This window comes from Candidatus Limnocylindrales bacterium, from assembly GCA_035559535.1.
Classification (GTDB): domain Bacteria; phylum Moduliflexota; class Moduliflexia; order Moduliflexales; family JAUQPW01; genus JAUQPW01.
Genome location: DATMBG010000011.1, coordinates 1 through 22,282, shown reverse-complemented (window position 1 = coordinate 22,282; position 22,282 = coordinate 1). Strand labels below are relative to the sequence as shown.

19 protein-coding genes and 1 tRNA gene are annotated in these 22,282 nt (G+C 46.0%); all 20 read left to right on the top strand.

What is annotated here, in order from left to right:
• Window positions 1–674 precede the first annotated feature (674 nt).
• The 20 genes from VNM22_02870 to VNM22_02775 all read left to right on the top strand — a co-directional run bounded on the left by VNM22_02870 (window position 675) and on the right by VNM22_02775 (window position 22,236).
• Window positions 675–1,919, top strand: a complete 1,245-nt coding sequence (locus VNM22_02870; protein ID HWP46082.1) for a M48 family metallopeptidase — start codon at window positions 675–677, stop codon at window positions 1,917–1,919.
• A 249-nt stretch (window positions 1,920–2,168) separates the two neighbouring features.
• Entirely contained in the window at window positions 2,169–3,053 is an 885-nt protein-coding gene (locus VNM22_02865; protein ID HWP46081.1) for an SMP-30/gluconolactonase/LRE family protein, read from the top strand.
• Between the two features lie 105 nt (window positions 3,054–3,158).
• Window positions 3,159–3,482 carry a hypothetical protein gene (locus VNM22_02860; GenBank protein ID HWP46080.1) on the top strand — a complete coding sequence of 108 codons (324 nt, stop codon included), beginning with the start codon at window positions 3,159–3,161 and terminating at the stop codon, window positions 3,480–3,482.
• A complete protein-coding gene (locus VNM22_02855; protein ID HWP46079.1) occupies window positions 3,458–3,919 on the top strand; it encodes a hypothetical protein in 462 nt (153 codons plus the stop codon). The genes VNM22_02860 and VNM22_02855 overlap by 25 nt, the downstream gene beginning before the upstream one ends.
• Before the next feature lie 46 nt (window positions 3,920–3,965).
• On the top strand, window positions 3,966–5,630 hold the full coding sequence (locus VNM22_02850; GenBank protein HWP46078.1) for an ATP-binding protein: 1,665 nt from the start codon (window positions 3,966–3,968) through the stop codon (window positions 5,628–5,630).
• Window positions 5,631–5,654: 24 nt separating this feature from the next.
• On the top strand, window positions 5,655–8,252 hold the full coding sequence (locus VNM22_02845) for an ATP-binding protein (GenBank protein HWP46077.1): 2,598 nt from the start codon (window positions 5,655–5,657) through the stop codon (window positions 8,250–8,252).
• A gap of 96 nt (window positions 8,253–8,348) precedes the next feature.
• Window positions 8,349–9,392 (top strand): PleD family two-component system response regulator, encoded by a 1,044-nt coding sequence (locus VNM22_02840; GenBank protein ID HWP46076.1) that lies wholly within the window; start codon window positions 8,349–8,351, stop codon window positions 9,390–9,392.
• 169 nt (window positions 9,393–9,561) lie between these two features.
• On the top strand, window positions 9,562–10,947 hold the full coding sequence (locus VNM22_02835; GenBank protein ID HWP46075.1) for a substrate-binding domain-containing protein: 1,386 nt from the start codon (window positions 9,562–9,564) through the stop codon (window positions 10,945–10,947).
• Window positions 10,948–11,030: 83 nt separating this feature from the next.
• The gene (locus VNM22_02830; protein HWP46074.1) at window positions 11,031–11,990 is read left to right on the top strand and encodes a sugar ABC transporter permease; all 960 of its coding nucleotides are present in this window, start codon (window positions 11,031–11,033) and stop codon (window positions 11,988–11,990) included.
• Window positions 11,991–12,129: 139 nt separating this feature from the next.
• Window positions 12,130–12,966, top strand: a complete 837-nt coding sequence (locus VNM22_02825) for a carbohydrate ABC transporter permease (GenBank protein ID HWP46073.1) — start codon at window positions 12,130–12,132, stop codon at window positions 12,964–12,966.
• Between the two features lie 91 nt (window positions 12,967–13,057).
• Window positions 13,058–14,155: an ABC transporter ATP-binding protein gene (locus VNM22_02820; protein HWP46072.1), complete on the top strand. Its 1,098-nt coding sequence runs from the start codon at window positions 13,058–13,060 to the stop codon at window positions 14,153–14,155.
• 85 nt (window positions 14,156–14,240) lie between these two features.
• Window positions 14,241–14,316, top strand: a tRNA-Asn gene (locus VNM22_02815).
• Window positions 14,317–14,883: 567 nt separating this feature from the next.
• The gene (locus VNM22_02810; protein ID HWP46071.1) at window positions 14,884–15,195 is read left to right on the top strand and encodes a non-heme iron oxygenase ferredoxin subunit; all 312 of its coding nucleotides are present in this window, start codon (window positions 14,884–14,886) and stop codon (window positions 15,193–15,195) included.
• 317 nt (window positions 15,196–15,512) lie between these two features.
• On the top strand, window positions 15,513–16,373 hold the full coding sequence (locus tag VNM22_02805) for a DUF4412 domain-containing protein (protein HWP46070.1): 861 nt from the start codon (window positions 15,513–15,515) through the stop codon (window positions 16,371–16,373).
• A 674-nt stretch (window positions 16,374–17,047) separates the two neighbouring features.
• Window positions 17,048–18,043 carry a hypothetical protein gene (locus VNM22_02800; protein HWP46069.1) on the top strand — a complete coding sequence of 332 codons (996 nt, stop codon included), beginning with the start codon at window positions 17,048–17,050 and terminating at the stop codon, window positions 18,041–18,043.
• Window positions 18,044–18,598: 555 nt separating this feature from the next.
• Window positions 18,599–19,030, top strand: a complete 432-nt coding sequence (locus tag VNM22_02795; protein ID HWP46068.1) for a DoxX family protein — start codon at window positions 18,599–18,601, stop codon at window positions 19,028–19,030.
• Window positions 19,031–19,074: 44 nt separating this feature from the next.
• Complete coding sequence (locus VNM22_02790; protein HWP46067.1) at window positions 19,075–19,560, top strand: adenosine-specific kinase; 486 nt, start codon at window positions 19,075–19,077, stop codon at window positions 19,558–19,560.
• A gap of 380 nt (window positions 19,561–19,940) precedes the next feature.
• Window positions 19,941–20,270 (top strand): hypothetical protein, encoded by a 330-nt coding sequence (locus VNM22_02785; protein ID HWP46066.1) that lies wholly within the window; start codon window positions 19,941–19,943, stop codon window positions 20,268–20,270.
• A 39-nt stretch (window positions 20,271–20,309) separates the two neighbouring features.
• Window positions 20,310–21,311, top strand: coding sequence for an ABC transporter permease (locus VNM22_02780; GenBank protein HWP46065.1), 1,002 nt, complete (start codon window positions 20,310–20,312; stop codon window positions 21,309–21,311).
• A complete protein-coding gene (locus VNM22_02775; protein ID HWP46064.1) occupies window positions 21,286–22,236 on the top strand; it encodes an ABC transporter permease in 951 nt (316 codons plus the stop codon). The genes VNM22_02780 and VNM22_02775 overlap by 26 nt, the downstream gene beginning before the upstream one ends.
• Window positions 22,237–22,282: the final 46 nt, after the last annotated feature.

Genomic DNA, 22,282 nt, shown 5'->3' with positions numbered 1-22,282 from the left:
AAGGTTATATGGAGCCTTTAAAAAAGAAGGCAAAGAAAAGGGGAGATCGATTCTCCTGGCTCTGAGAGGCTACTGTTAAGTAGAAAAATTGGCCGGATTAAGCGGTCGTATAGAGTATGTAGTGGGTAGGACTCAGTTTTTCACTTAATCCGGTCAATGTTGACTTTACTTATAAGGGCAAATTTAATGCCAGAATTTCTCTCATTTAAGATAAGTCCGGTTCCTGACGGGTTGTATACTGTTTTTTGAGTTTTTTTATCCAAAAATCTTGCAATTGTCCTATGGAATAACGTCTAAAAATTAGACGCTTTCCCCATGCAATTTATTCAAATACGATTAGACAGGCTCACCCAAAATCCGGTTATAGAAACGGTCGATTTGCCGCTCCTGTCAAGGTTACAGGATTTATTTAGTGAAAATTTGTATTACCCTTGAGAAAGAGCATTTTTTTTGACATTCCAGCCGGGATGGTTGTATTGTTATCATACGATGAGATAGGATAGAAAGTAAGATTTTATCAAACTGTTGAAAACCCCAGGTCCAAAACAGTTGGTTAAAATCATCCGGCGAGGATTCCAGAAAAGCCTATCTTACTAAAGACCTTCTCCAGGATTTACCTGTCGATCTTACCTGTGATAACCATAGCTGAATCGAATAGGTTTTAAAGGGATTTTATGAATATTTACGCAATAATTATTCTTTCGGCACTCATTATAAATTACATCTTAGATCTCCTTGCAGATTTTCTGAATCTAAGGGCCTTACGGGATGAATTACCGGACGAATTCAAAGATATTTACGACGCAGAAGCTTATCGTAAATCTCAAGAATACACACGGGTTACTACCCGATTTGGATTTCTTACATCGACCTTCGACCTTATGGTCACTCTGATATTTTGGTTTGCAGGAGGTTTTAATTACCTGGATGGAATAGTTCGAAGCTGGCAGTTAGGGTCTATAGGGACCGGTTTAGTTTATATCGGAATCTTGTTATTCCTCCAGATGTTGTTATCGTTACCTTTCAGTATCTATTCGACTTTTGTCATTGAGGAACGTTTTGGTTTTAATAAAACGACTCCGGCTACTTTTGTGACCGATATTCTTAAAGGGTTAGCCCTTGCCATAGTACTAGGAGGACCGCTACTGGCGGGGATACTGGCTTTCTTTGAATACGCAGGGTCCTACGCTTGGGTATACTGTTGGATTGTCTCCACCGGATTTGCCCTGTTTACTCAATTCATTGCGCCGACGTGGATTATGCCGCTTTTTAATAAATTTAAACCCCTCGAAGAGGGTGAGTTAAAGGAGAAGATCCTGTCCTATGCCCATTCTGTCAATTTTCCGATTCAGGACATCTTCATTATGGATGGCTCTCGACGTTCCAGTAAATCCAATGCCTTCTTCACCGGTTTTGGTAAAAATAAACGTATTGCCTTATTTGATACCCTGATCGCAAACCATACAGTCCCTGAGCTTGTCTCAATTTTAGCCCATGAGATTGGTCACTATAAGAAGAAACATATCCTGCAAGGGATGATCCTCAGCATCCTACATATGGGGGTGCTATTTTTCTTACTCTCTATCTTTATCAGTCATCAGGGACTTTTTGATGCCTTTTACATGGATCACCGTTCCCTCTATGCCGGACTCATTTTCTTTGGCCTCCTTTATACCCCCCTAGAGACTCTGCTCTCCATTTTCGTGCAAAAGCTCTCTCGCAAAAACGAATATGAAGCGGATCGTTTTGCCGTCGAGACGGCCGATCAGCCTGAGATTATGATTCAAGCTTTGAAAAAGCTCTCCAGGCATAACTTATCCAATTTAACACCCCATCCTTTTTATGTTTTTTTGAACTATTCCCATCCACCTGTGTTGGAACGGATTAAAGCCCTACGACGCCTGGAGGCCCGGAAGTAAGTAAGGAGAAAATGGGTAAAGAGGTAAGCCTATCTATCCATTCCCTGTAAATTTACAAATTTAAGTATAAAAAATCCGATTTCATGTTTTGAATAGCATTTGACAAACCTGTCATTTTTCTATATAATTTTCTTTTACTGAGAAGACGGGATCAAAGGGTCCTTTTAAGGGGTCCTCTAGCAGGAAGGTAGGGAGTTTTGGACTTTAGATGAACGGCTTTATCTAACCTTATAAAGAAACAGGGGAAATATGCATCTTACCAACTATCCCATTGTAAATGTTCTGGAAGCCAGAGCCCGTTTGGGAGAGGGTCCGGTATGGGATGATCAAACCCAGAGGGTATATTGGGTGGATATTTACAACCATGTGGTTCATCAGTTTACCCCTTCAACGGGACAGGATCGTGTTTTTAAGGTGGGTGAGATGGTCAGTTGTGTGGCATTAACCCGATCCCAAAAGTTAATCATGACCCTGCGTCATGACCTGGCTTATTTAGATACCCTGACAGGAGAGGTTACCCTTATTCAGACAGTAGAAGGGGATAAACCCAACAATCGTTTTAACGATGGCAAGTGTGATCCTCAGGGGCGATTCTGGTTTGGTTCTATGTCCCGGTCCCTGGAAAAAGGTCAGGGGACCCTTTATCGCTACGATCCAGATGGAAGTTTACACATTATGGAAAAGAATGTGACGCTCTCCAATGGCCTGGGCTGGAGTCCGGATCAAAAAACCTTTTATTATACCGATTCTCCTTTAAAAATCATCTATGCCTATGACTACGACCCTCCAACGGGAAATATTACACGCCGGCGTATTTTTGTTGATCTAAGCCATGCGCCTTCCTACCCCGATGGCCTGACCGTTGATGCAGAAGGCTGTGTATGGTCCGTCCAGTGGGACGGCTGGTGTATTCTTCGGTTTGCGCCCAATGGTCGACTCATTCAACGGGTTCCCATGCCGGTAAAACGCCCCACAAGTTGTGTTTTTGGAGGAAAAGAAGGAGATCTGCTCTATGTCACCTCCGCATCGGTAGGTTTAAGCGAACCGGAGATTCAGGAGAGCTTTTACTCAGGAGATCTATTTTGTGTACGACTTGATGTAACCGGATTGCCATCGAATCGATTTGGAGGATAAAGGATAAATCCAGGTTAAACTCGTTTTTTATTGACATTTCCTGTCAGTCTTTATACGATTTCAGAACAGCAGGTAAGAATTAACTCATTCAGGGAGGATAGAGATATGTTTAGGCGCATTGCAAATTTAATCAGGGGTTTTTTTAGTCTGTTTATTGGGAGTTTGGAAATGAGAAATCCGGAAGCTGTTTTAGAAGCGGAGAAAGAAAATCTGCGCAGGCAGATCAGTCAATATAATCAAGGTTTAGCCTCCCACGCAGCACTTTGTGAAAGACTCATGGCCCAGGTTAAGAAACTCGAAGTAGAAGAACAGGATTTGAAGGCGAAAACAGGAGCCAATTTAAAGGCGGGAAATCGATCGGCGGCTGCCCAATATGCGCTCCGATTACAAACGGTAACCGTGAATTGGAAGAGAACCGAAAACAGCTAGAACAGGCCGAGACAACGTATCGAGATCTCCTCAAAGCCCGGGATGTAGCCGTTACTGCTGCCCGGGCTAAGATTGAAGCTGTTAAGTCAGGAATTAACGACATCAAGATAAAAAAAGCCATGGCCGAGCTTACGGAGATGGCCTCGGGTATGATTACGACCATTGGAGGTTCTGGAGATACCCTCAATCGACTCCATGAGATGATAGAAGAGGAGCGTGCAAAAGCAGCCGGAAGGGTCCGGGTCGCCCGCAGTGAAATAGATATGACCGAGGTTTTAATGAAAGAAGCTGAACAACAAGCCCTGGCCGAACAAGCCCTGGCCGATTTTGCTGCCAAAGAAGGTATCGTTCTGGAGCCCCCAGCAGGATCCGGGGATACTTCTGCCGAGGCATCGAATCAAAAAACCAAGACCATGGGTCCCGAGACGGAGCGCTGAACCAGGCTGTTCCTGAGACCCATACCCGATAACCCATCATGAACAGATGATGACAGACCAACAACTTCCCAATTGGAGTAAAGAACTCATCACTTTATACGAAAGTAATGCCACGAACCAATTCATCCTGTATGGGAATGTTTATGATCGGTTGGTGCTACCGTTAGGTCCGAAGACGGTACTGGGCGACCTCAACGAGTTTCTTCTGCGGGTTTTAATGGCGGGATTTGATGTGATCCTCAGCTATGATCTGGGTCATGGGATTCGGATCGAAAAGGGAGGAGAAATCTTCTCCCAATGGCCAAGTTTTAAGGAGAACCAACAACTCCCTAAGGCCCCTCGTATGGCCATCGAAACGCTCACCCACTACTTCCGTTACTGCGCGAATCTGGCCAGATTAAATATTTCCAGATTACAGGTCGGCTGCTTTATCAAAGCGGCCCATCTGGTTATGCCGGCTCTGTACGGTGCCCTCAACTACGATTTAAATGCGATGGCCTTGCTTGTTCGCGACTGGGCTGGGGATAATTTACTCACCGGACACACTCTGGCGACGTTTCTCATCACAGAAAACCTTAACGATCTGCATCCCCTCCTGGTGAATAACCCCCGGACCGCTCAGATTAAAATTCCTTTACCTTCCCCTCAGGACTTACAAAAAGCCTTTGAACTGATGGCACCTCGCTATACAACGGCTCTGGGTGAATACGGAGATCATTTTGAGACCCTCGCCCATCAATTGGCCGGTACTACGGTCAGTGCCATCGAAAGCTTACTTAAAACGAAAGAGTATCAAAAACAAAAGCTGATATCCGAAGACCTTGTGGAATTAAAAAAACAGCTTGTGGAAAAGGATTGTAATGGGTTGATCGAATTCATCGAATCCCAACGGACTTTAGACGACCTCTACGGACAGGAAAAGATTAAGGCCTGGCTACGACAAGATATTGTTCTGTGGAACCAAAACGATCTCCAGGCAATGCCCAAGGGGTATCTTCTTTGTGGACCGGTAGGAACGGGTAAAACCTTCCTGGTAGAATGTCTGGCCGGGGAAGTCGGGGTTCCGGTAGTTAAGTTAAAAAACTTCCGGGACAAATGGGTTGGAAGTACGGAAGGCAATTTGGAGAAAATTTTTAGACTCCTTCAGGCGTTGGGACGTTGTTTCGTCTTTATCGATGAAGCAGATCAGGCTCTTGGCAAGCGAGATTCTGGAACCGGGGATTCAGGCCTTTCCGGTCGCGTGTATTCGATGATAGCAGAAGAAATGGGTCAAACCCGGAATCGAGGTAAAATCATCTGGATTTTAGCTTCCAGTCGACCTGATTTGATTGAAGTAGATCTCAAACGACCGGGTCGAATTGACGTTAAAATACCTATTTTCCCAACTACCAGTACCAGAGAAGGATTTCAACTCATCCAGACCTTGTGCCGAAAACGGGGAATCGACATAGAGGAGAGCCAATTCCCTGAACTGGAACCCCTCATTCCTTTACTGCTTACTCCGGGAGCTGCCGAAGCCCTGGCCGTTAAAGTTTACCGATTGGTTCGTACAGAATCCCGTCGACCGGCTGAGGCTCTCAAGGAATGCTTGAGCGATTACCAAAATCCGGTGCCTCCCGAAGTGATGAACTTCCAAATACGACTGGCTATCCAGGAAGCCAGCGACCTGGATTTTGTTCCACCCTACTTTCGATCCTATCTGCAACGGTGAATAAATTTTGATAAAACTAAGGCCATGGAAAGTAAAGATAAAATAAAAGAATCCAACCCGGAAAAATACGAAGGTTTACCAGGTCAGGTGATCGAATTTAAAGAATTAAAGGCGAAATATGCCCGGCTGGAAGAGGAATTACAAAAGTACCGGGAACGTTTGGGAGAAGAGGTGAAAAAGCGTACGGCTCAATTAGTCGAAATCAACCGGCATCTTCAACGAAAAATCATCCGGCACAGGCGGATTGAAAAGATTCTCGTCAGGCAACGTAATTTATTGCAGACATTGATAGATAGCCTACCCGATTACCTGTACGTTAAAAATGTTAAGAGCCAATTTGTTCTCGTTAACCGCGCCCTGATGCAGTTCTTAGGGATCGCAACACCGGATCAGATCATCGGAAAGACGGATTTCGACTTTTTCCCAAAAGAATTGGCTACACGCTATTACCTCGATGAACAGCAGATCTTCCGATCGGGCCAGCCCCTGGTTCATCAAGAAGAACCCATGATAGACCGGACGGGAAACCCAGGATGGTCTTTAACGACGAAGATACCTTTGTGGGATAACCGGGGGAGGATTTTTGGACTCGTCGGGTTAAATCGGGATATTACAGAACGTAAACAATCCGAAGAAAAATTACGTCGGCAGAATGAATATCTGGCGGCTTTGAATGAGACGACGCTGGCCTTAATGAATCGATTAGAAATAGATGATCTGCTTAAAACGATCATTGCCCGGGCAGGTAACCTATTGGGAACTTCCCATGGATTTATCTTTTTAGTTGACTCGGAAAGTAAGGGGACAGGTTTAAGCCCGGCTTCCGGCATGGTTTTGCGGGTAGGTGTGGGGGTTTATAGTAAATACCTTGGGATTTGTTTAAAACCCTATGAAGGCCTGGTAGGAAAAGTCTGGCAAACCGGTCAAACGATGGTGGTGGAAGATTATCAAACCTGGCCCGGTCGCCTGCCCATTTTCAAGGGTGATGTTTTCCATGCCATTGTAGCAGCTCCCCTTAAATCGGGTCCAAATGTGGTAGGTGTTATCGGCTTAGGCCGACTTGAAGTAGACCAAATGTTCAGGGAAGATGAGGTTGAGTTGTTAAATCGATTTGCCCAACTGGCCTCCATTGCCTTAGATAATGCCCAATTATATACTTCGGCCCAACAAGAATTAGCCGAACGCAAGCGTACCGAAAAAGAACTCTACAAAGCTAAAGAAGCTGCAGAGATCGCCAGCCGTGCCAAGAGTACTTTTTTAACCCATATGAGCCACGAGATTCGTACTCCTTTAAATGCCATTTTAGGGTATACCCAGATCTTACAACGCGACCCTCATTTAACCAGATCCCAGCGAAAAGCTGTAAATACCATTCAGAAGAGTGGAGACCATCTGCTACAGCTTATTAATGATGTTCTGGATTTATCTAAAATCGAAGCAGGACGTATACAATTAAACTCCACAGATTTTGATCTGGTCGATTTGATTACGGATCTTTCCGCCATGTTTCAACTTCGTTGCGAGCAAAACAGATTAACCTGGCGGGTAGAGGGCCTGGAAGGAAGATCCCATCTTCTGGTGCGAGGAGATGAGGGCAAGCTCCGACAAATCTTGATCAATTTATTGGATAACGCGGTTAAATTCACTTCTTCGGGAAGTGTTGTACTAAGAGTAACCCAAAAAGACGCTTCACAATATCTCTTCGAAGTTATCGACACGGGCCCAGGTATTCCGGTGAATATCCAGAAAACCATCTTCGATCCCTTTTATCAAGATGAGAAAGGAATCCGAAAAGGAGGAACCGGTCTGGGTTTACGTATTTCCAAAACCTACGTGGAATTGATGGGAGGGGAACTGGCTATAGAGTCCCAGGAAGGTCAGGGGGCATGCTTTTTCTTCACTATTCCCCTCTCACCAGTCTTAAAAGAGTCCTTTTTACGAGAGGATTGTAAAGGAAAGGTCTCTCGCCTGGCTCCCGGTTATCGAGTTAAAGCCCTGGTTGTTGACGATGACGCCTCCAATCGAGAAGTGATATCGGATATGCTGTCAGAAATTGGGGTTGAAGTCCTGGAAGCTATGAATGGACAGGAAGCTATAGAGAAAGTCCGTGAACAGATGCCTGACATTGTATTTATGGATTATCTCATGCCTGTTCCAGATGGAGTTGAAACCATTCAACGCATCACCGAAGAATTCGGCAGGGAAAAGATTAAAATGGTTATGATGACCGCTTTAGCCTTCAACCATGAGCAGGATCGATTTCTCCAGGCAGGATGCCACAGAGTTATTACAAAACCCATCCGGATGGAAGAGATTTTCGATTGCCTGGCCAACCTTCTCAAGGTCGAATACGAATTTGAAGAAACCAAACCAGAAGATTGCTTGGATAGCAAAGATACCACAACCCTTCCGGTACTTTCCAAACTCCATCTACCAGAAGATCTTTTAAGGCGCTTGAAAGAGGACGCCGAGTTTTGTATGATTACCCGGCTTAAACAGTCTCTCGCCGAAATGGAAACCTTAGGTCCAGAAGCAGCTCAATTGGCCACATATCTAAAGGAATTTGTAAACAGATATGATCTGGAGGGTTTACAAGAGATAGTAGGAAGGCTACCATCCTAATAAAAGGGTAGGATTGCCGATGGATGGGGAGGGAATTCGGGAGGTAGCCGGGATAAATCTTCAGGTACTGGCAGGGGCAATAGAGAAGGACTTAGAATGAAGGATGAGGTTTTAAACGTATCTGAAATGAAGATTCTGTTGGTAGACGATATACCGGCAAATATCGACATTTTGGTCAGGACCCTGGAACCCGAAGGTTATGATTTAGCCATAGCCTCTAGTGGAGAAAAAGCCCTCAAGATTGCCGATCATTTTTTACCTGATTTGGTTTTGGCAGATGTTATGATGCCGGACATGAATGGCTTCGAGATGTGCCGCCAACTCAAAATGCAGGAAGCCAATCGAGATGTTCCTGTCATTTTTATTACGGCAAAGAAAGAAATGGAAGCCATCGTAGAAGGCTTTCAGTCGGGTGGGGTAGATTATATCACCAAGCCATTTCAACAAGAAGAAGTCCGTGCCCGGGTACGGACCCACTTACAACTCCGTGCGCTTATCAAGCAGCAGAAAAAACTTAATCAACAACTTCAGCGAGAAATCAACGAGCGTAAGCGAACCGAAGAAGCACTACGAAAAGCGAACCAAGAACTGCGACGTCTGGCCACTTTAGACGGCTTAACCCAGGTAGCCAATCGCCTTCAGTTTGACGAATATATTCGTCAAGAGTGGCGCCGATCGGCCCGAGAACAAGAACCCTTATCTTTAATCCTCTGTGATGTGGATTATTTTAAGCGTTATAACGATACCTATGGGCACCAAAAAGGAGATGACTGTTTACGTGCTATTGCAAAGGCAATCACCCGAAGTGTCCGACGTCCGGCAGATTTAATTGCTCGCTACGGTGGAGAGGAGTTTGCGGTAGTTCTTCCCAATACAAAGGCCCAGGGAGCCATCCAGGTGGCCGGAACCATACGAACAGAGGTCCAACAACTGGCCATTCCCCATGAGCAATCCCCGGTAAGCCAATACGTCACGTTAAGCCTGGGGGTTTGTAGCACCGTTCCACCCAGAGATTACGGACTGACGGCTCCTTCAGTAGAAGATCTCATTGCATGCACCGACAAAGCTCTCTATGAAGCTAAAGAAAAAGGACGTGATTGTATGATTCTGAAAACCCTTGAATTCAGGTCAGTTAGATAACGTCGGAGGCCTCAGTTGGGATATCCTCAGGTAAAAAGAAAAACTGCTTGACAAAGTTTTAAGAGGGTGATTACGGTATGGTTGTGTACTGAATCGATAGCTTTCCTCTTGATAGAGGATTCACCCAATTAACTTTTTCATAACCTGTAAAACTTAATGAGGGTTCATTATGAACAAGGGACTCGATAGAACTTATTCACGGCGAGATTTCTTGAAGATTACAACGGCCCTTGCTGCAGCCGGGCTTACCACCAGTTTAACCCCTGATCTTCTTTATGGGGAAGCAGGCACCGATCTTAAGGGGATTACCATCGATTACTGGAATATGATCGGGGTTCAGAATCCCGTGGTGAAACAGCTTTCAGAATCCATTATTAAAGCATTTGAGCAACGGACCGGCGCAAAGGTGAATACAACCTGGGATACCTATGGAAGTATCATAGGACCCAAATATCGTACTAACTTTCTGGCCGGCAAAATTCCCACGGTCTTTGATGCCATTTCTAGCTGGACGGGACAACTTCGAAGTTTCCTCAGACCCCTGAACGACTTTGTGGGAGAATGGGATTCGGAAACCAGGGAACCCGTTTCCTGGCTTTTTCCGTTGATCAAGGTACAGAATCGTGGCTTTCCCGATGCCGATCAGATCTATGATCTTCCCTTTTTGATCATTCCCCAAGCACCCGTGGTCACACGGCTTGATCACTGGAAGAAAGCCGGATTAGATTTTGAGAAAAATTGGCCTATCAGAGATACCGATCACTTCTTAGAACTTCTTAAGGTGTTTAAAGACCAGAAAGTCAGCGAGTATCCTTATGAAGTTTACGGTAAGATTTGGGACGCCGGAGATACCCAATTGAATGGTTGGGTTCGCTCCCTGGATATTGAGAAGAGTGATTTCCTTAATGCCGACTGGACCCGTTCCAATTGTGATTCAGAACCCTGGATTCGAGGGGTTCAATTTTATGTCGATCTGTTTCGTAAATATCACTACTCTTCTCCAGATAGTCCCCAAAGTACCGATGAGGATGCCGTGGAACAACTTATCCGCGGGCAAAAGAGCATTGTTCACGCCGATATCTTGAATCGAGGTACCTTTTTGAAGCGTATCCCCAAGGAAGTGGAAGCCGGACTTATCCAGTGGGGACCCCACTTTCCTATGGCCGGAGGTACAACGGGTTCCGTAGTCTTTCAAGCCATGGCTTCCTTCAGTATTACCAAACAGACCGGGCCCGATGCAGAGATTAAAGAACGGGCAGCCTGGGAGTTTATCAAAGAATGGTTTCGGGCTGAAAACCAAATTGCTCTGGCTAAAAGCAGCGGACTTTCTGCCCGCCGGGACGTCTGGGACGGGCTTAAGGGGGCTCCAGATCATTACATCGAAGCTGTCACTTCCATGCTGAACAATCCAGGCGTATGGAGCAATCATCCCAAGAGCGTTGATATCCAATACAACCTTTTTGCCCCCCATATTCAGCAGGCTATGGGAGGAGCCGATGTGGCCACCGAACTCAAAGCATATGCTGAAGAAGTCAATAAGATCTTAAAAACTTAAAAAGTAAGGAATAATGGACGGTAGGGAGAAAACAAACCGATCCTTACCCACGCCCAGGACCTGCTCTCACCGACTACAATCCTATGATCGATACAAAACCTCGTACGCGCGAAACCCAGTTCGTTTCTACCCGGGAAGTCAGCCTGTGGGGAAGAATGCTTCAAGGGGATACCTGGCTTATTATTCTCTTTTTATTGCCTACGCTGGCTTTCTTGATCTTTCTCCTGTGGTTACCGTTTCTTCAAGGGATCTGGATGAGTTTCCACAACTGGCCCTTTATCGGTAAACCGAAGTGGGTTGGACTCCAAAATTACCGGGATTTTATAATGGCAAGTTATTTCTGGACTACTATCCGGGCTACTCTGATCTACTCCCTCAGTACGGTTTTTCAATTAGGAATTGCTCTGATTGCTGCCCTGGCTTTGAATCAAAAATTTATCCCCCTTAAAGGAATCTGGTGGGGTATCATGCTGATGCCCTATGCCATGCCGCCGGTGGTGACCGGGGCTATCTGGATGTACCTGTTGGATCCCAATCTGGGTATGGTCACGCACTACCTTATAAAACTGGGTATTCTCTCCGAGCCTGTTTACTGGGCTTCAGATCCCACCTGGGCAAAGTGGGTCATTACTCTGGTTGTTTCCTGGACGTTCTGGCCCTTCATGTTCCTTATTATTCTATCTGCCCTTCAATCTATTCCAGAGAGCTACTACGAACTGGCCGAAGTTTACGGAGCCAACCTCTGGCAACGATTTCGCACCGTAACCTGGCCCCATATTCGAGGAGCTGTCCTGGCAGCCTTTATCATCCGCATCGTCTGGAATCTGGAGAAGATCGATCAACCCTTTCAGCTTACCGGGGGAGGCCCGGGGTATGAAACCAGTGTTTTAAGTGTTCTGACCTATCGGTTTGCATTCTTATCAGGCGATTTCGGAATGGCTTTTACTGTGGGTCTTTTCCTGATCGCCTTCATGGTGATCCTCATGATACCTTTCCTGAGACGGTTCCAGACTCTAGTAACCCAGGCCGGAAAGAAGGGGTAGGATGGGAGTGGAGGAGTGGGGGAGTATGGGAGTGTGGAAGTATGGGGGTATGGGGGTGTGGGAGTGTGGAAGTATGTGGAGGGATAGGAGAACTTACCCCCATACTTCCACACTCCCCTGGTAACTTGGTGGCAAAACTATGGCCTATGTAACCGACCGCTCTTCCTTCGTACATAAAACCCTGGCCTATGCGGGGCTTATTTTAGTTCTTTCTATCATTCTTATTCCTTACTCCTATATTGCCCTTACCGCCTTTAAAGCTCCTGGAGAAGTCTTTGAAGTCGAATGGTTTCCTCAAGAATGGAGTCTGGAAGCCTGGCGATATACGTTTAAAACGGTTGAGTTCCAGAAATATATCTTCAACAGCTTCATAGCAGGACTGGGAGCTGCGATCTTATCCCTTTTTATTGCAGTACCTGGGGCCTATATTTTCGGACGGAAGCAGTTTCGGGGGAAGGAAATATTTTTTTATATCATAACGGTGGCCTTACTCTTCCCCTATGTCCTGTTGATTGTACCGATTACTATTACCTGGATTCGGATAGGTCTTTATGATACCTTGCCGGGATTATGGATTGCCTATCAGATCTTTATTATCCCCTTTGCTCTCTGGATTTTACGTGGATTCTTTGCAGAATTACCTCCTTCTTTGGAAGAGTGTGCTATGGTTTACGGCTGTACCCAGTTTCAGGCCTTCTACCGGGTTATGCTTCCCCTGGCCAGGCCCGTGATCGTCTCGTTGTTGTTTATGACCTTTCTTATTGGATGGAGTGATTTTCTATTTTCCAACATGCTAACCACTGGTGAAGGACCCAGAACTGCTTCTGTTATCCTCTACGTCACAGCGGTAGGGGGAGAACGGGTGGAATGGGAAGTTTTGATGGTGATGACCCTGATGGCCGGGATTCCACCGGTACTTCTTTACATTCTAGCCCAGAAACAACTCATGAAAACCTTTGCCGTGAGGCGGCGTTAAGAAAAGTTAATAGCTACGGAGGACCACGAAGGACTACAAAGTAGGGACGACCGGCCGGTTGCCCTTACAGGTCCTTTGCAGATGAAAAGTTTTGGTAAAAAATTCAGGTATTCAAGTAAAAAATCTGGTTAAGTCTTTTCAAAAAGGCGCCGTTCAGGCCTGTAAAAATGTGAATCTGGACATTGCTGAAGGGGAACTTATGGTATTGTTAGGCCCCTCCGGGTGTGGTAAAACCACGACCCTGCGTTGTATTGCAGGGCTTGAGAGTCCGGATAATGACGATGCCATCTGGATTAAAGGTCGGAATGTAACCCGATTACCTCCCAAAGACCGAAATCTGGCTTTTGTTTTCCAGGATATTACCCTTTTTCCCCATCTTAACGTGCGAAAAAATATCTCCTTTGGATTGGACATGCGTAAAACCTGCAGTAAGGAAGAAATTGACAGGCGGGTTCGGGAAGCAGCCCGGCTCCTTCATCTCGAAGAGCTTCTGGATCGAAAACCCAACCAGCTTTCTGGAGGACAGGCTCAGCGCGTAGCCTTGGGTCGGGCCATTGTTATGGAGCCCGATGCCTTTCTCATGGATGAACCCCTGGCCAACCTGGATGCAGCTCTACGGATAGAGATGCGAACGGAGATCAAGCGTATTCAACGAAAACTCTCGACCTCCACTATTTTTGTCACCCACGATCAAGAAGAAGCTCTAACCTTGGGGGATACCATTGCCGTCATGAAGGATGGGGTCATTCAACAGGTAGGAACTCCCTACCAAATTTACCACCAACCGGCCAACATCTTTGTGGGAACTTTTATTGGAGCTCCTCCCATCAACCTCTTTCCCTGTTCGATCCAGTCCAGGGGAACCGAAATGATGGCTACCTCCGATCTTTTTTATCTCCCTATTCCTGAAGCTATAGCTAAAAACCTTTCGTTGAGTTCCCAAAATCTCACCTTAGGAATACGCCCCGAGTTTGTCGCGATAGGTCCTAAGTGGGAGAATTCCTTTCCGGCCCGTGTGACCCTCCTCGAGCCCCTGGGAAGCCGAACCCTCATCTTCCTGGAAGCCAAAGGTAAGGAGATTCGATCGGTCGTTCAAGGGGAAGCTCCCGTTGCCGAAGGCGAAGCGGTACACGTAACCTTTCAAATGGAACGGGCCTTTTTCTTCAATAGTACCGGCCAGCGAATTTGAGCAATAAATTGGATTTAAGGGTATTGACAAAAGAAAATCCCCATACTAACTTAATTATGTTCAAAACAAGCGCTTTGAACCCTATTCCCCGGTAGCTCAGCAGGTAGAGCGGGTGGCTGTTAACCACTTGGTCGCTGGTTCGAGTCCGGCCCGGGGAGCCAATTTGAAAAATCGCCGCTTCCATCCTTGGAGGCGGTTTTTTTCTTTTCTTCTTCCTTCGCAACTACCAATAAATCAAAAGGTCTTCGGTACTCCGGATACAACTTCCCATCCCTCCAAACCGAGTTCGAAAGTACCCATTGTAGCAAATTTTCTCTTTTCTTCTCCTGATTGTTGAGAATATAGCTCTACGGCCTTTTTCGCGAGTTCGAGAAGCCAGATCCCTTCATTGAGATAAGTTTTATCCGTTTGGCTTTCTCAGTCAACTGTCTGATAGCATACTGTCCTGTTGCATACCACTCAAACAGGTTCCGTACAAACAACGCAAGCTTAGGAACCGGCTCAATGAGGTATTTTCCGTTTACATTTTAAGATACCCGCAATTGACAAAACGACTCATTCTTCTGTAAGTACTACCATAGATGTTTCGAAATGTGGCTCTTTGAGATAAAATAAACCGCGATCAGGAAGATTTCACCGAACAGGGGTGATCGGTCAGTCGCCTTTACTTTGTCGGCCTTATGACGACAAGGACAAAGAAGACTCCTAAAGGAGGTGAAAGAATCTAAATGGCCAGATTCATCAAAGTGGCGAAGATTACAGATCTCGGACCGGGAGAGAAAATGCGGGTAAAGTACGAAGATGAACCCGTAGGATTGTTTAATCTTGAAGGGAAGTTCTATGCCATTTCAGATGTCTGTACCCATGACGGTGGACCCCTGGTAGATGGGAAATTGGAAGGTGAGTATATCATCTGTCCCCGCCATGGGGCTCGTTTCAATGTTAAAACAGGTGAGGAGACGCTCCCGGCTTATGCTCCTGTACCTCTCTACGAAGTCAAGATAATAGATGAAGATATCTGGATTGCTCCCAAGGAGTGAAAATCTTTCTGAGAGGGAAGGTTGTATTCAAAATGAATAGGGGCGACCGAGGGTCGCCCCTACAAGGGGTTATTTGCCTGCCGGCGGTGTAGCCTATTCAATCAGAATTACCGGCAGGAGGGGGGTACCCCCTGGACTGAGGACGAAAAGTTATTGACTTTTTTGAATCCATTCCGTATTCTCTCCTACTAGAGCTTTGGAGATAAGTTTCTAATTGGATAGCTAAAGCTGGAGAACAGCGTAGAATTGTACACGTGGAGTTTATCTCTCGCCGTCTGAAGCGAGTGTTAAACCCTCCGAGTTAAAAGGAGAACTCTATGTTTCAAAGAAGGATCTTTAACCTGGTCGGGATAGTCTTAGGGATGATTTTATGGAGTAGTACAACCCTAACCCTTGTTTATAGCGGGAATGAGCAACCGGCCCCGTCAAATCATTCTACAACCTCAACCGCTTCAACGGCTTCTCCGGTAGCCCAGGGTAGTGGAGAATTTGAGGGAGTCATCACCATGAAGATGAATGTCGAGAACCGAAAAGAGACAATGGAGATGATCTACTTCCTTAAAGATCGGCATATTCGCATTGAGACGAAAGCCGCTAACACGCCAGAAGGACAGGCCGTGATGCTGTGGGATTTAGAAGCAGCAAAAATGACCACCTTGATCCCATCAAAGCAAATGTACATGACCCTAGATTTGAAGGAAACAGTTGAAAGCCTGAAAGGAGTGACCAAGGATAAGGAACCTGCCACCGAGGAGCCGATAAAGTTCCCCAAGCTTACCCCTACGGGCAAACAAGAAACAATTGCCGGTTATCCGTGTGAACACTGGTTGATGGGAGATCAACAAGAGATAGATATATGTGTGGCTAAAGGACTGGGTTATTTCGGAATGGGGAACCCCATGGGAAGGGGCGGGAATTTGCTGAAGAATTTGATATTTGATCCCAAACTTCTCACGGCAGCGGCTGCCCATCCAGAATGGGTGAAGTTTCTCCAGGGTGGTGCCTTTCCTTTAAAACTCACCAAACAGGAGGATGGAAAGACCAGGATGACCCTGGAAGTAACCAAAATCGAACGAAAATCACTCAGTGATGCCCTCTTTACCGTCCCACCGGGTTATAAAGAATTCAATATGCAGAATATCATGGGTAATAAATTGCCGATACAACCAAAGCGGTAAGTGCCGGAAAGGAGAATCAACGAAGCTTCGGTCTGTCCCTGGGACCCCTTCATGCGAGACAGGTAGGGGGCATGTGTGCGGGTCCTGGTCCGGACCGGTCTGACGATGTCCGGTTTACTGACTTCCGTCCCCATGGTCACCACGTCTGCTTATTTCATGCAAGTTGTTATAGTGTTACTCTTTATGCCGCATGGGAGTCAAAAACTCTAGACCAACAGCATTCCTCCATTCTATCCTCATTACGTATTTAAGAGCCTCGACATGTAGAAGCTTAGAAAAAATGGTAATCCAATCCAGCCTGTTAAGGTTAATAAGTTTTGGGTTGAAGTCAATCCATGTGTTTTTTGATAGAAAAAATGGAATTTTTTCTTTACATATTCACCCTCTCATAATAAGATAAACTGACATAACCGTTATGGTTTAGATTGCCTTATAGAATTGTAAAGGAAGTCATCGTACGAGATTCTATTCACCAGCTAGAAAACCTTGAGGAGGCAGTCATCGATATCTAATACCAATTCTGTCAAAAATATCCCTCAATTAGGATAATTCCTAAACAGTAGAAACGAATACGTTTGGTGTCTTATCTAATTTTGATTCATGTCAAACCAAACAGGTAGTTCCAAAGTTATAGATGCAACATCATAAGAAGATCCCATAAGGAGGGTAATAAAATGACTCCACCCCTGCACTTAAAAATAAGAAATATAAAGCCATGCAAACATTTTCCAGGAATCCGGCCGTTCTCTGATCGGTTAGTGATGTTGATTATTGGACTGTATTTCGTTGGTGGCATAGCGGTTGCGGCAGATTTTTGTACCCAAACAGCAAATGCAGCTTTCAAAGCATGCCAGCATGAAGTAAAAGATGACTTCTGGATTTCGATGGGAAATTGCACTAATTTATCAGACCCAAATATTCGTGCAGGGTGTGAAGCTTTGGCTGTAGCCGTATTGGGAGAAGACCTGCAACTGTGTAGAGAACAATTGGAGGCGCGTCTAGAAGTCTGCAGGTTGTTGGGTGAAGCACGTTATGACCCGCAGATTGATCCCGGCAATTTTGTTAACCCAACCCAGATTGGCAGTACTGTCTCACCTAATCCTTATTTTCCCCTTATAATGGGTACCACCCGAACTTACAGGGGTGGTGGACAGATAACTACAGTTTCTGTAACTAAATCGACCAAGACGATTTTAGGTGTGACCTGCGTGGTTGTGCGAGATATCGTACAAGAAAACGGACAAACTATTGAGGATACCGAAGATTGGTTTGCTCAAGATGTTCAAGGAAATGTATGGTACTTCGGTGAAATTTCTCAAGAATTTAATAATGGTGAGCTCGTTAGCCTCGAGGGTTCCTGGAAAGCTGGTGTTGATGGAGCAAAGCCTGGTATTGTAATGAAGTCTTTTCCCCAAATTGGCAATGTTTATCGTCAAGAATTTGCACTCGGTGGGGCTGAAGATCTGGCTCAGGTACTAAGTCTAACAGAGTCAACCACCGTACCTGCAGCTTCATGTAATGGCAACTGTTTGGTTACCAGGGACTTTACGCCGATTGAACCTGGTGCTGAGGAAAACAAGTACTATGCCCCAGGTATAGGTCCGATATTAGAGATTGATCTCGAGACCAGGGAACGGGTAGAACTCATAGATATTAAAATGAATCCATAACGGGTACAAATTCACTTTAGCAGCGTACTTCTTTGTCAATCGATAGGCGTCAGGTCAGGGTTAGTTAGTGATGAACTGATTGTTGACTCCCAAACTATTCCAGCAGGCAAATTATGCGTTTGGAGGGTTGCCTATGTATCCGTATCAATTTAGTAGGTGGAAAAAGAAACACCCCCCTGGCCCCCCTCCAGGGGGGACTTAAGGGGGAATGGCTCCTGATCGAAGTCCCCCCTGGAGGGGGCCAGGGGGGTGTTCAGACAGAAAAAATGACACCTACCAACTAAATTGTTATAGTTACGTTGCCTATGAAAATATTAAATTCTTCATTAGGAAAAGGATATAATTATTCAATTTTGGCTCTTGATCCTGACGTAAAGGACTGCCGATACAATCCAATAGCTTATGCAAACACCCTATTGGCTTGCAGTTCTGAGGGCTCTGGGTTGGTTATTCACAATGGGGTTACAAAAGCTGTATATTATCTCCCGATGCAACCAGTATTGGTTTTTCCATAATCCAATAAGACGCTCTTCTTAGAGAGATAGGAGGGACTTTATGACCAATTCAAAATCCTTTTACGCAACCTGGTCGCCATACCTGCTCAGTATCATGCGAATTGTTATAGCATTACTTTTTATGCAGCATGGGAGTCAGAAACTTTTTGGCATACCGACTGCTCCGCAAGGTGGCTTACCTCCTCTGATGTCATTGTTGTGGGTAGCCGGAATTTTGGAATTCTTCGGTGGACTGTTCATTCTGCTGGGGTTGTTCACCAGACCGGTAGCATTTATCCTGGCAGGAGAAATGGTCGTAGCCTATTTTAAAGTACATTTACCCCAGGGATTCTGGCCTCTCTTGAACAGAGGAGAGCTGGCAGCACTCTATTGTTTCGTGTTTCTTTACCTGGCTGTGGCTGGAGGAGGAGTGTGGTCGATAGATCGTTTGTGGCAGCGCGACGAAACCCTGCAGGGTTCCAATACTGCCTGATAGCAAAGGCCTGATCTTTCAGGGAAAGGAGGTTGCCTTTAGAAATGGAAATTAAAACCGTTCGAATTCAAAAACCGGAAAATGTGAACCTGATTTTAGGCCAGAGTCATTTTATCAAAACTGTAGAAGATATCCATGAAGTGATGGTCAATACAGTACCCGGTATTAAGTTCGGAATAGCTTTCTGTGAATCTTCGGGTCCTTGCCTGGTGCGATTCAGTGGAACCGACCCTGAACTCATTGAGCTGGCTAAAAATAATGCCTATTCCCTGGCCTGTGGTCACTCCTTTATCGTCTTTATGAAAGATGCTTTTCCCATCAACGTTCTCAATGCCATTAAAAACGTTCCAGAAGTATGCCGGATTTTCTGCGCCACCGCCAATCCTCTGGAGGTTCTGGTTGCCGAAACAGAACAGGGGCGAGGTATCATAGGGGTCATAGACGGATTTAAATCCAAAGGAATTGAAACGGAAGAGGATATTAAAGCAAGGAAAGAACTTTTAAGGAAGCTTGGATATAAACTCTCATAGAGGCCTGTTGTCCGTTGCCCGTTATCATTTTGTAATCATAATCTTTAAAACAAAATCGGATGGGTTTTCTCCCGATTCACGGAGAGGCAGAAGCTTTGTGGGGTAAGTTTTTCGAACCTAATCCCTCTTGTTCCCATAGGCACCAGGTTAAGGCGCCTCACCCGGTCCCTCCCCCGTTTAACAGGGAAGGGAACTTCGCTTCAAAGTTCCTTCTCTTGCAAAGCAGGGGAAGGTTAGTAGGGTAAACGTCTTGTTTGACATTAAGGGGGCCCGCCTCATGGACCCTATTCTTATCCTGGTACCTATGCCCCCTACGCATTCAGCTAAGGATCCCTATTAAAAAACCAAAACACAACGGACAACGGACAATGGACGAAAATATGAAACTTCTCCCTCTTACCATTGCCTGTCCTGGCTGTAATTCTCAGGAGGTAGCCTATACCTGTAGTCCTTCCTGTTGTTTCAACCATGTCTGTGCAAATTGTTACACCACCTTTGAGCCTTTCACCCGGGCATTGGGGAAAGAACTATCCTTAGGGGATCTTCCAGAAACCGAGGTAGACTTCTCACGGCCGGTAGTTTCCTGTGAGCGCTGCCATCAACTGGTTGTTTATTCTATTGCAGAAGATAAAGCTCTAGAAAATAAGCTGGTCTGTGTTTCCTGTCACATGTTGTTGGAATTAGGCTTCTCCAATGTGAATTCTCGATAGATAAGGATCGAAGTGTTGAATACTTGAGGAAGTTAGAAAATGCTACAAGAGATACTCCACCGCCTTCTGACCACCATTCCAACCTTGCTGGGAATATCCTTTCTTGTCTTTTTAACCCTGCGTGCAACGCCGGGAGACCCCGCACGGATTATGCTGGGTGAGCGAGCCTCTGAACAGGCTTTAGCCGAGCTTCGGCGAGAATTGGGATTAGATAAACCGTGGTACATTCAGTATGGGCGGTTTTTGAAGGGGGTTTTGCAAGGTGACCTGGGGCGATCCATCAAAACCCGAGAGAAGATCGTTGTAGAGATCAAGAACCGATTTCCGGCCACCATGGAATTGGCCATAGCCAGCATGATCTTTGCCACAACATTGGGTACATTGGCCGGGATTGTTTCTTCAACCCGACGGTATTCTTTCCTGGATTATGGTACCATGATCGGCGCCCTGATGGGGGCTTCTATGCCTATTTTTTGGCTTGGGTTGCTTCTCATTCTCGTTTTCTCCGTTAACCTGGGTTGGTTTCCGGTCTCCGGTCGTCTTAATCCCCAGCTTTCGTTACAGACAATAACCAATTTTTATATCGTAGATAGCCTGCTGACCGGGAACTGGGCCGCTCTCAAGGACACCCTCTGGCATCTGATTCTTCCTGCCGTTGCTCTGGGAACCATCCCCCTATCCCTCATTGCCCGCATGACCCGTTCAAGTATGCTGGAGGTTCTCCAGCAAGAGTTCATCCGAACTGCCTATGCTAAAGGCCTTTCAGAGCGATGGGTAATTTATAAACATGCCCTTCGTAACGCTCTGATTCCTATTATCACGGTAACCGGCTTACAATTGGGATTTCTCCTGGGTGGAGCGATTCTGACCGAGACCATATTTGCCTGGCCGGGGGTGGGACGATGGCTGGTTCTGGCCGTTCAAGCCCGGGACTTTCCGGCCGTTCAAGGTGGGGCCATGCTACTGGCGACAACTTTTGTACTTCTTAATCTCCTTGTAGATCTTTTATACGCATATGTGGACCCTCGAATTAAAGGATGAAAGAAAGGAAAGAAGAAGAGCAAACGGATCATCTGGAAATACGGAGGTATCTCTTACACCTCGATCCCCTTCTACGCCCACACTTAAAACCTGGTATCGCTTCAAAAAAAACAAAGCTGCACTGGCCGGGGGAATTCTTCTCCTGTTATTTCTGACTTCTGCCCTTTTGGCTCCCTATCTGGCTCCTTATGATCCGTTGGCCCAAGACCTGTATGGGCGCTTAAAGCCACCTGTTTGGGACTTGAAGGGAAGTCGGGAACATCTTCTGGGAACCGATGATTTTGGAAGGGATATCCTCAGCCGAATCCTTTATGGAGCTCGCATTTCTTTTCAAGTCGGATTGGTTTCGGTAGGTATCTCTTTGGGATTTGGGATTATTTTCGGCGCTTTGTCCGGATATTATTCAGGTGCTTTGGATCATCTCATCATGAGATTCATGGACATCCTCCTGGCTTTCCCGGGCATTTTACTGGCGATTCTCATTGTAGCAGTTTTGGGTCCCGGCCTGTTCAATGCCATAATTGCCATCGGGATTGTAGGAATCCCGGAATACGCGCGAATTGTAAGGGCTTCGGTGTTGGTAGAGCGTCAGCGGGAGTATGTTCAGGCAGCCAGATCCCTGGGTGCCCGGGACTTGAGAATTCTCCTCCTTACCATTCTGCCCAATTGCTTTGCACCGATTCTGGTTAAAACTACCCTGGGTTTCGCTACGGCCATTGTAGAAGCAGCCGGATTAAGCTTCCTGGGTCTAGGTGCCCAACCCCCTACTCCAGAATGGGGGGCCATGCTCAATCAGGCCAGAGCTCTGATTCTCCGGGCCTGGTGGGTTATTACCTTCCCCGGATTAGCTATTTTCCTTTCCACCTTGGGATTTAATCTCTTAGGGGACGGATTACGGGATGTGCTCGACCCCAGGTTAAAGTAGAATGGGAGTGTGGGGGTATGGGGGTATGGGAGTATGTAGGGGCGGG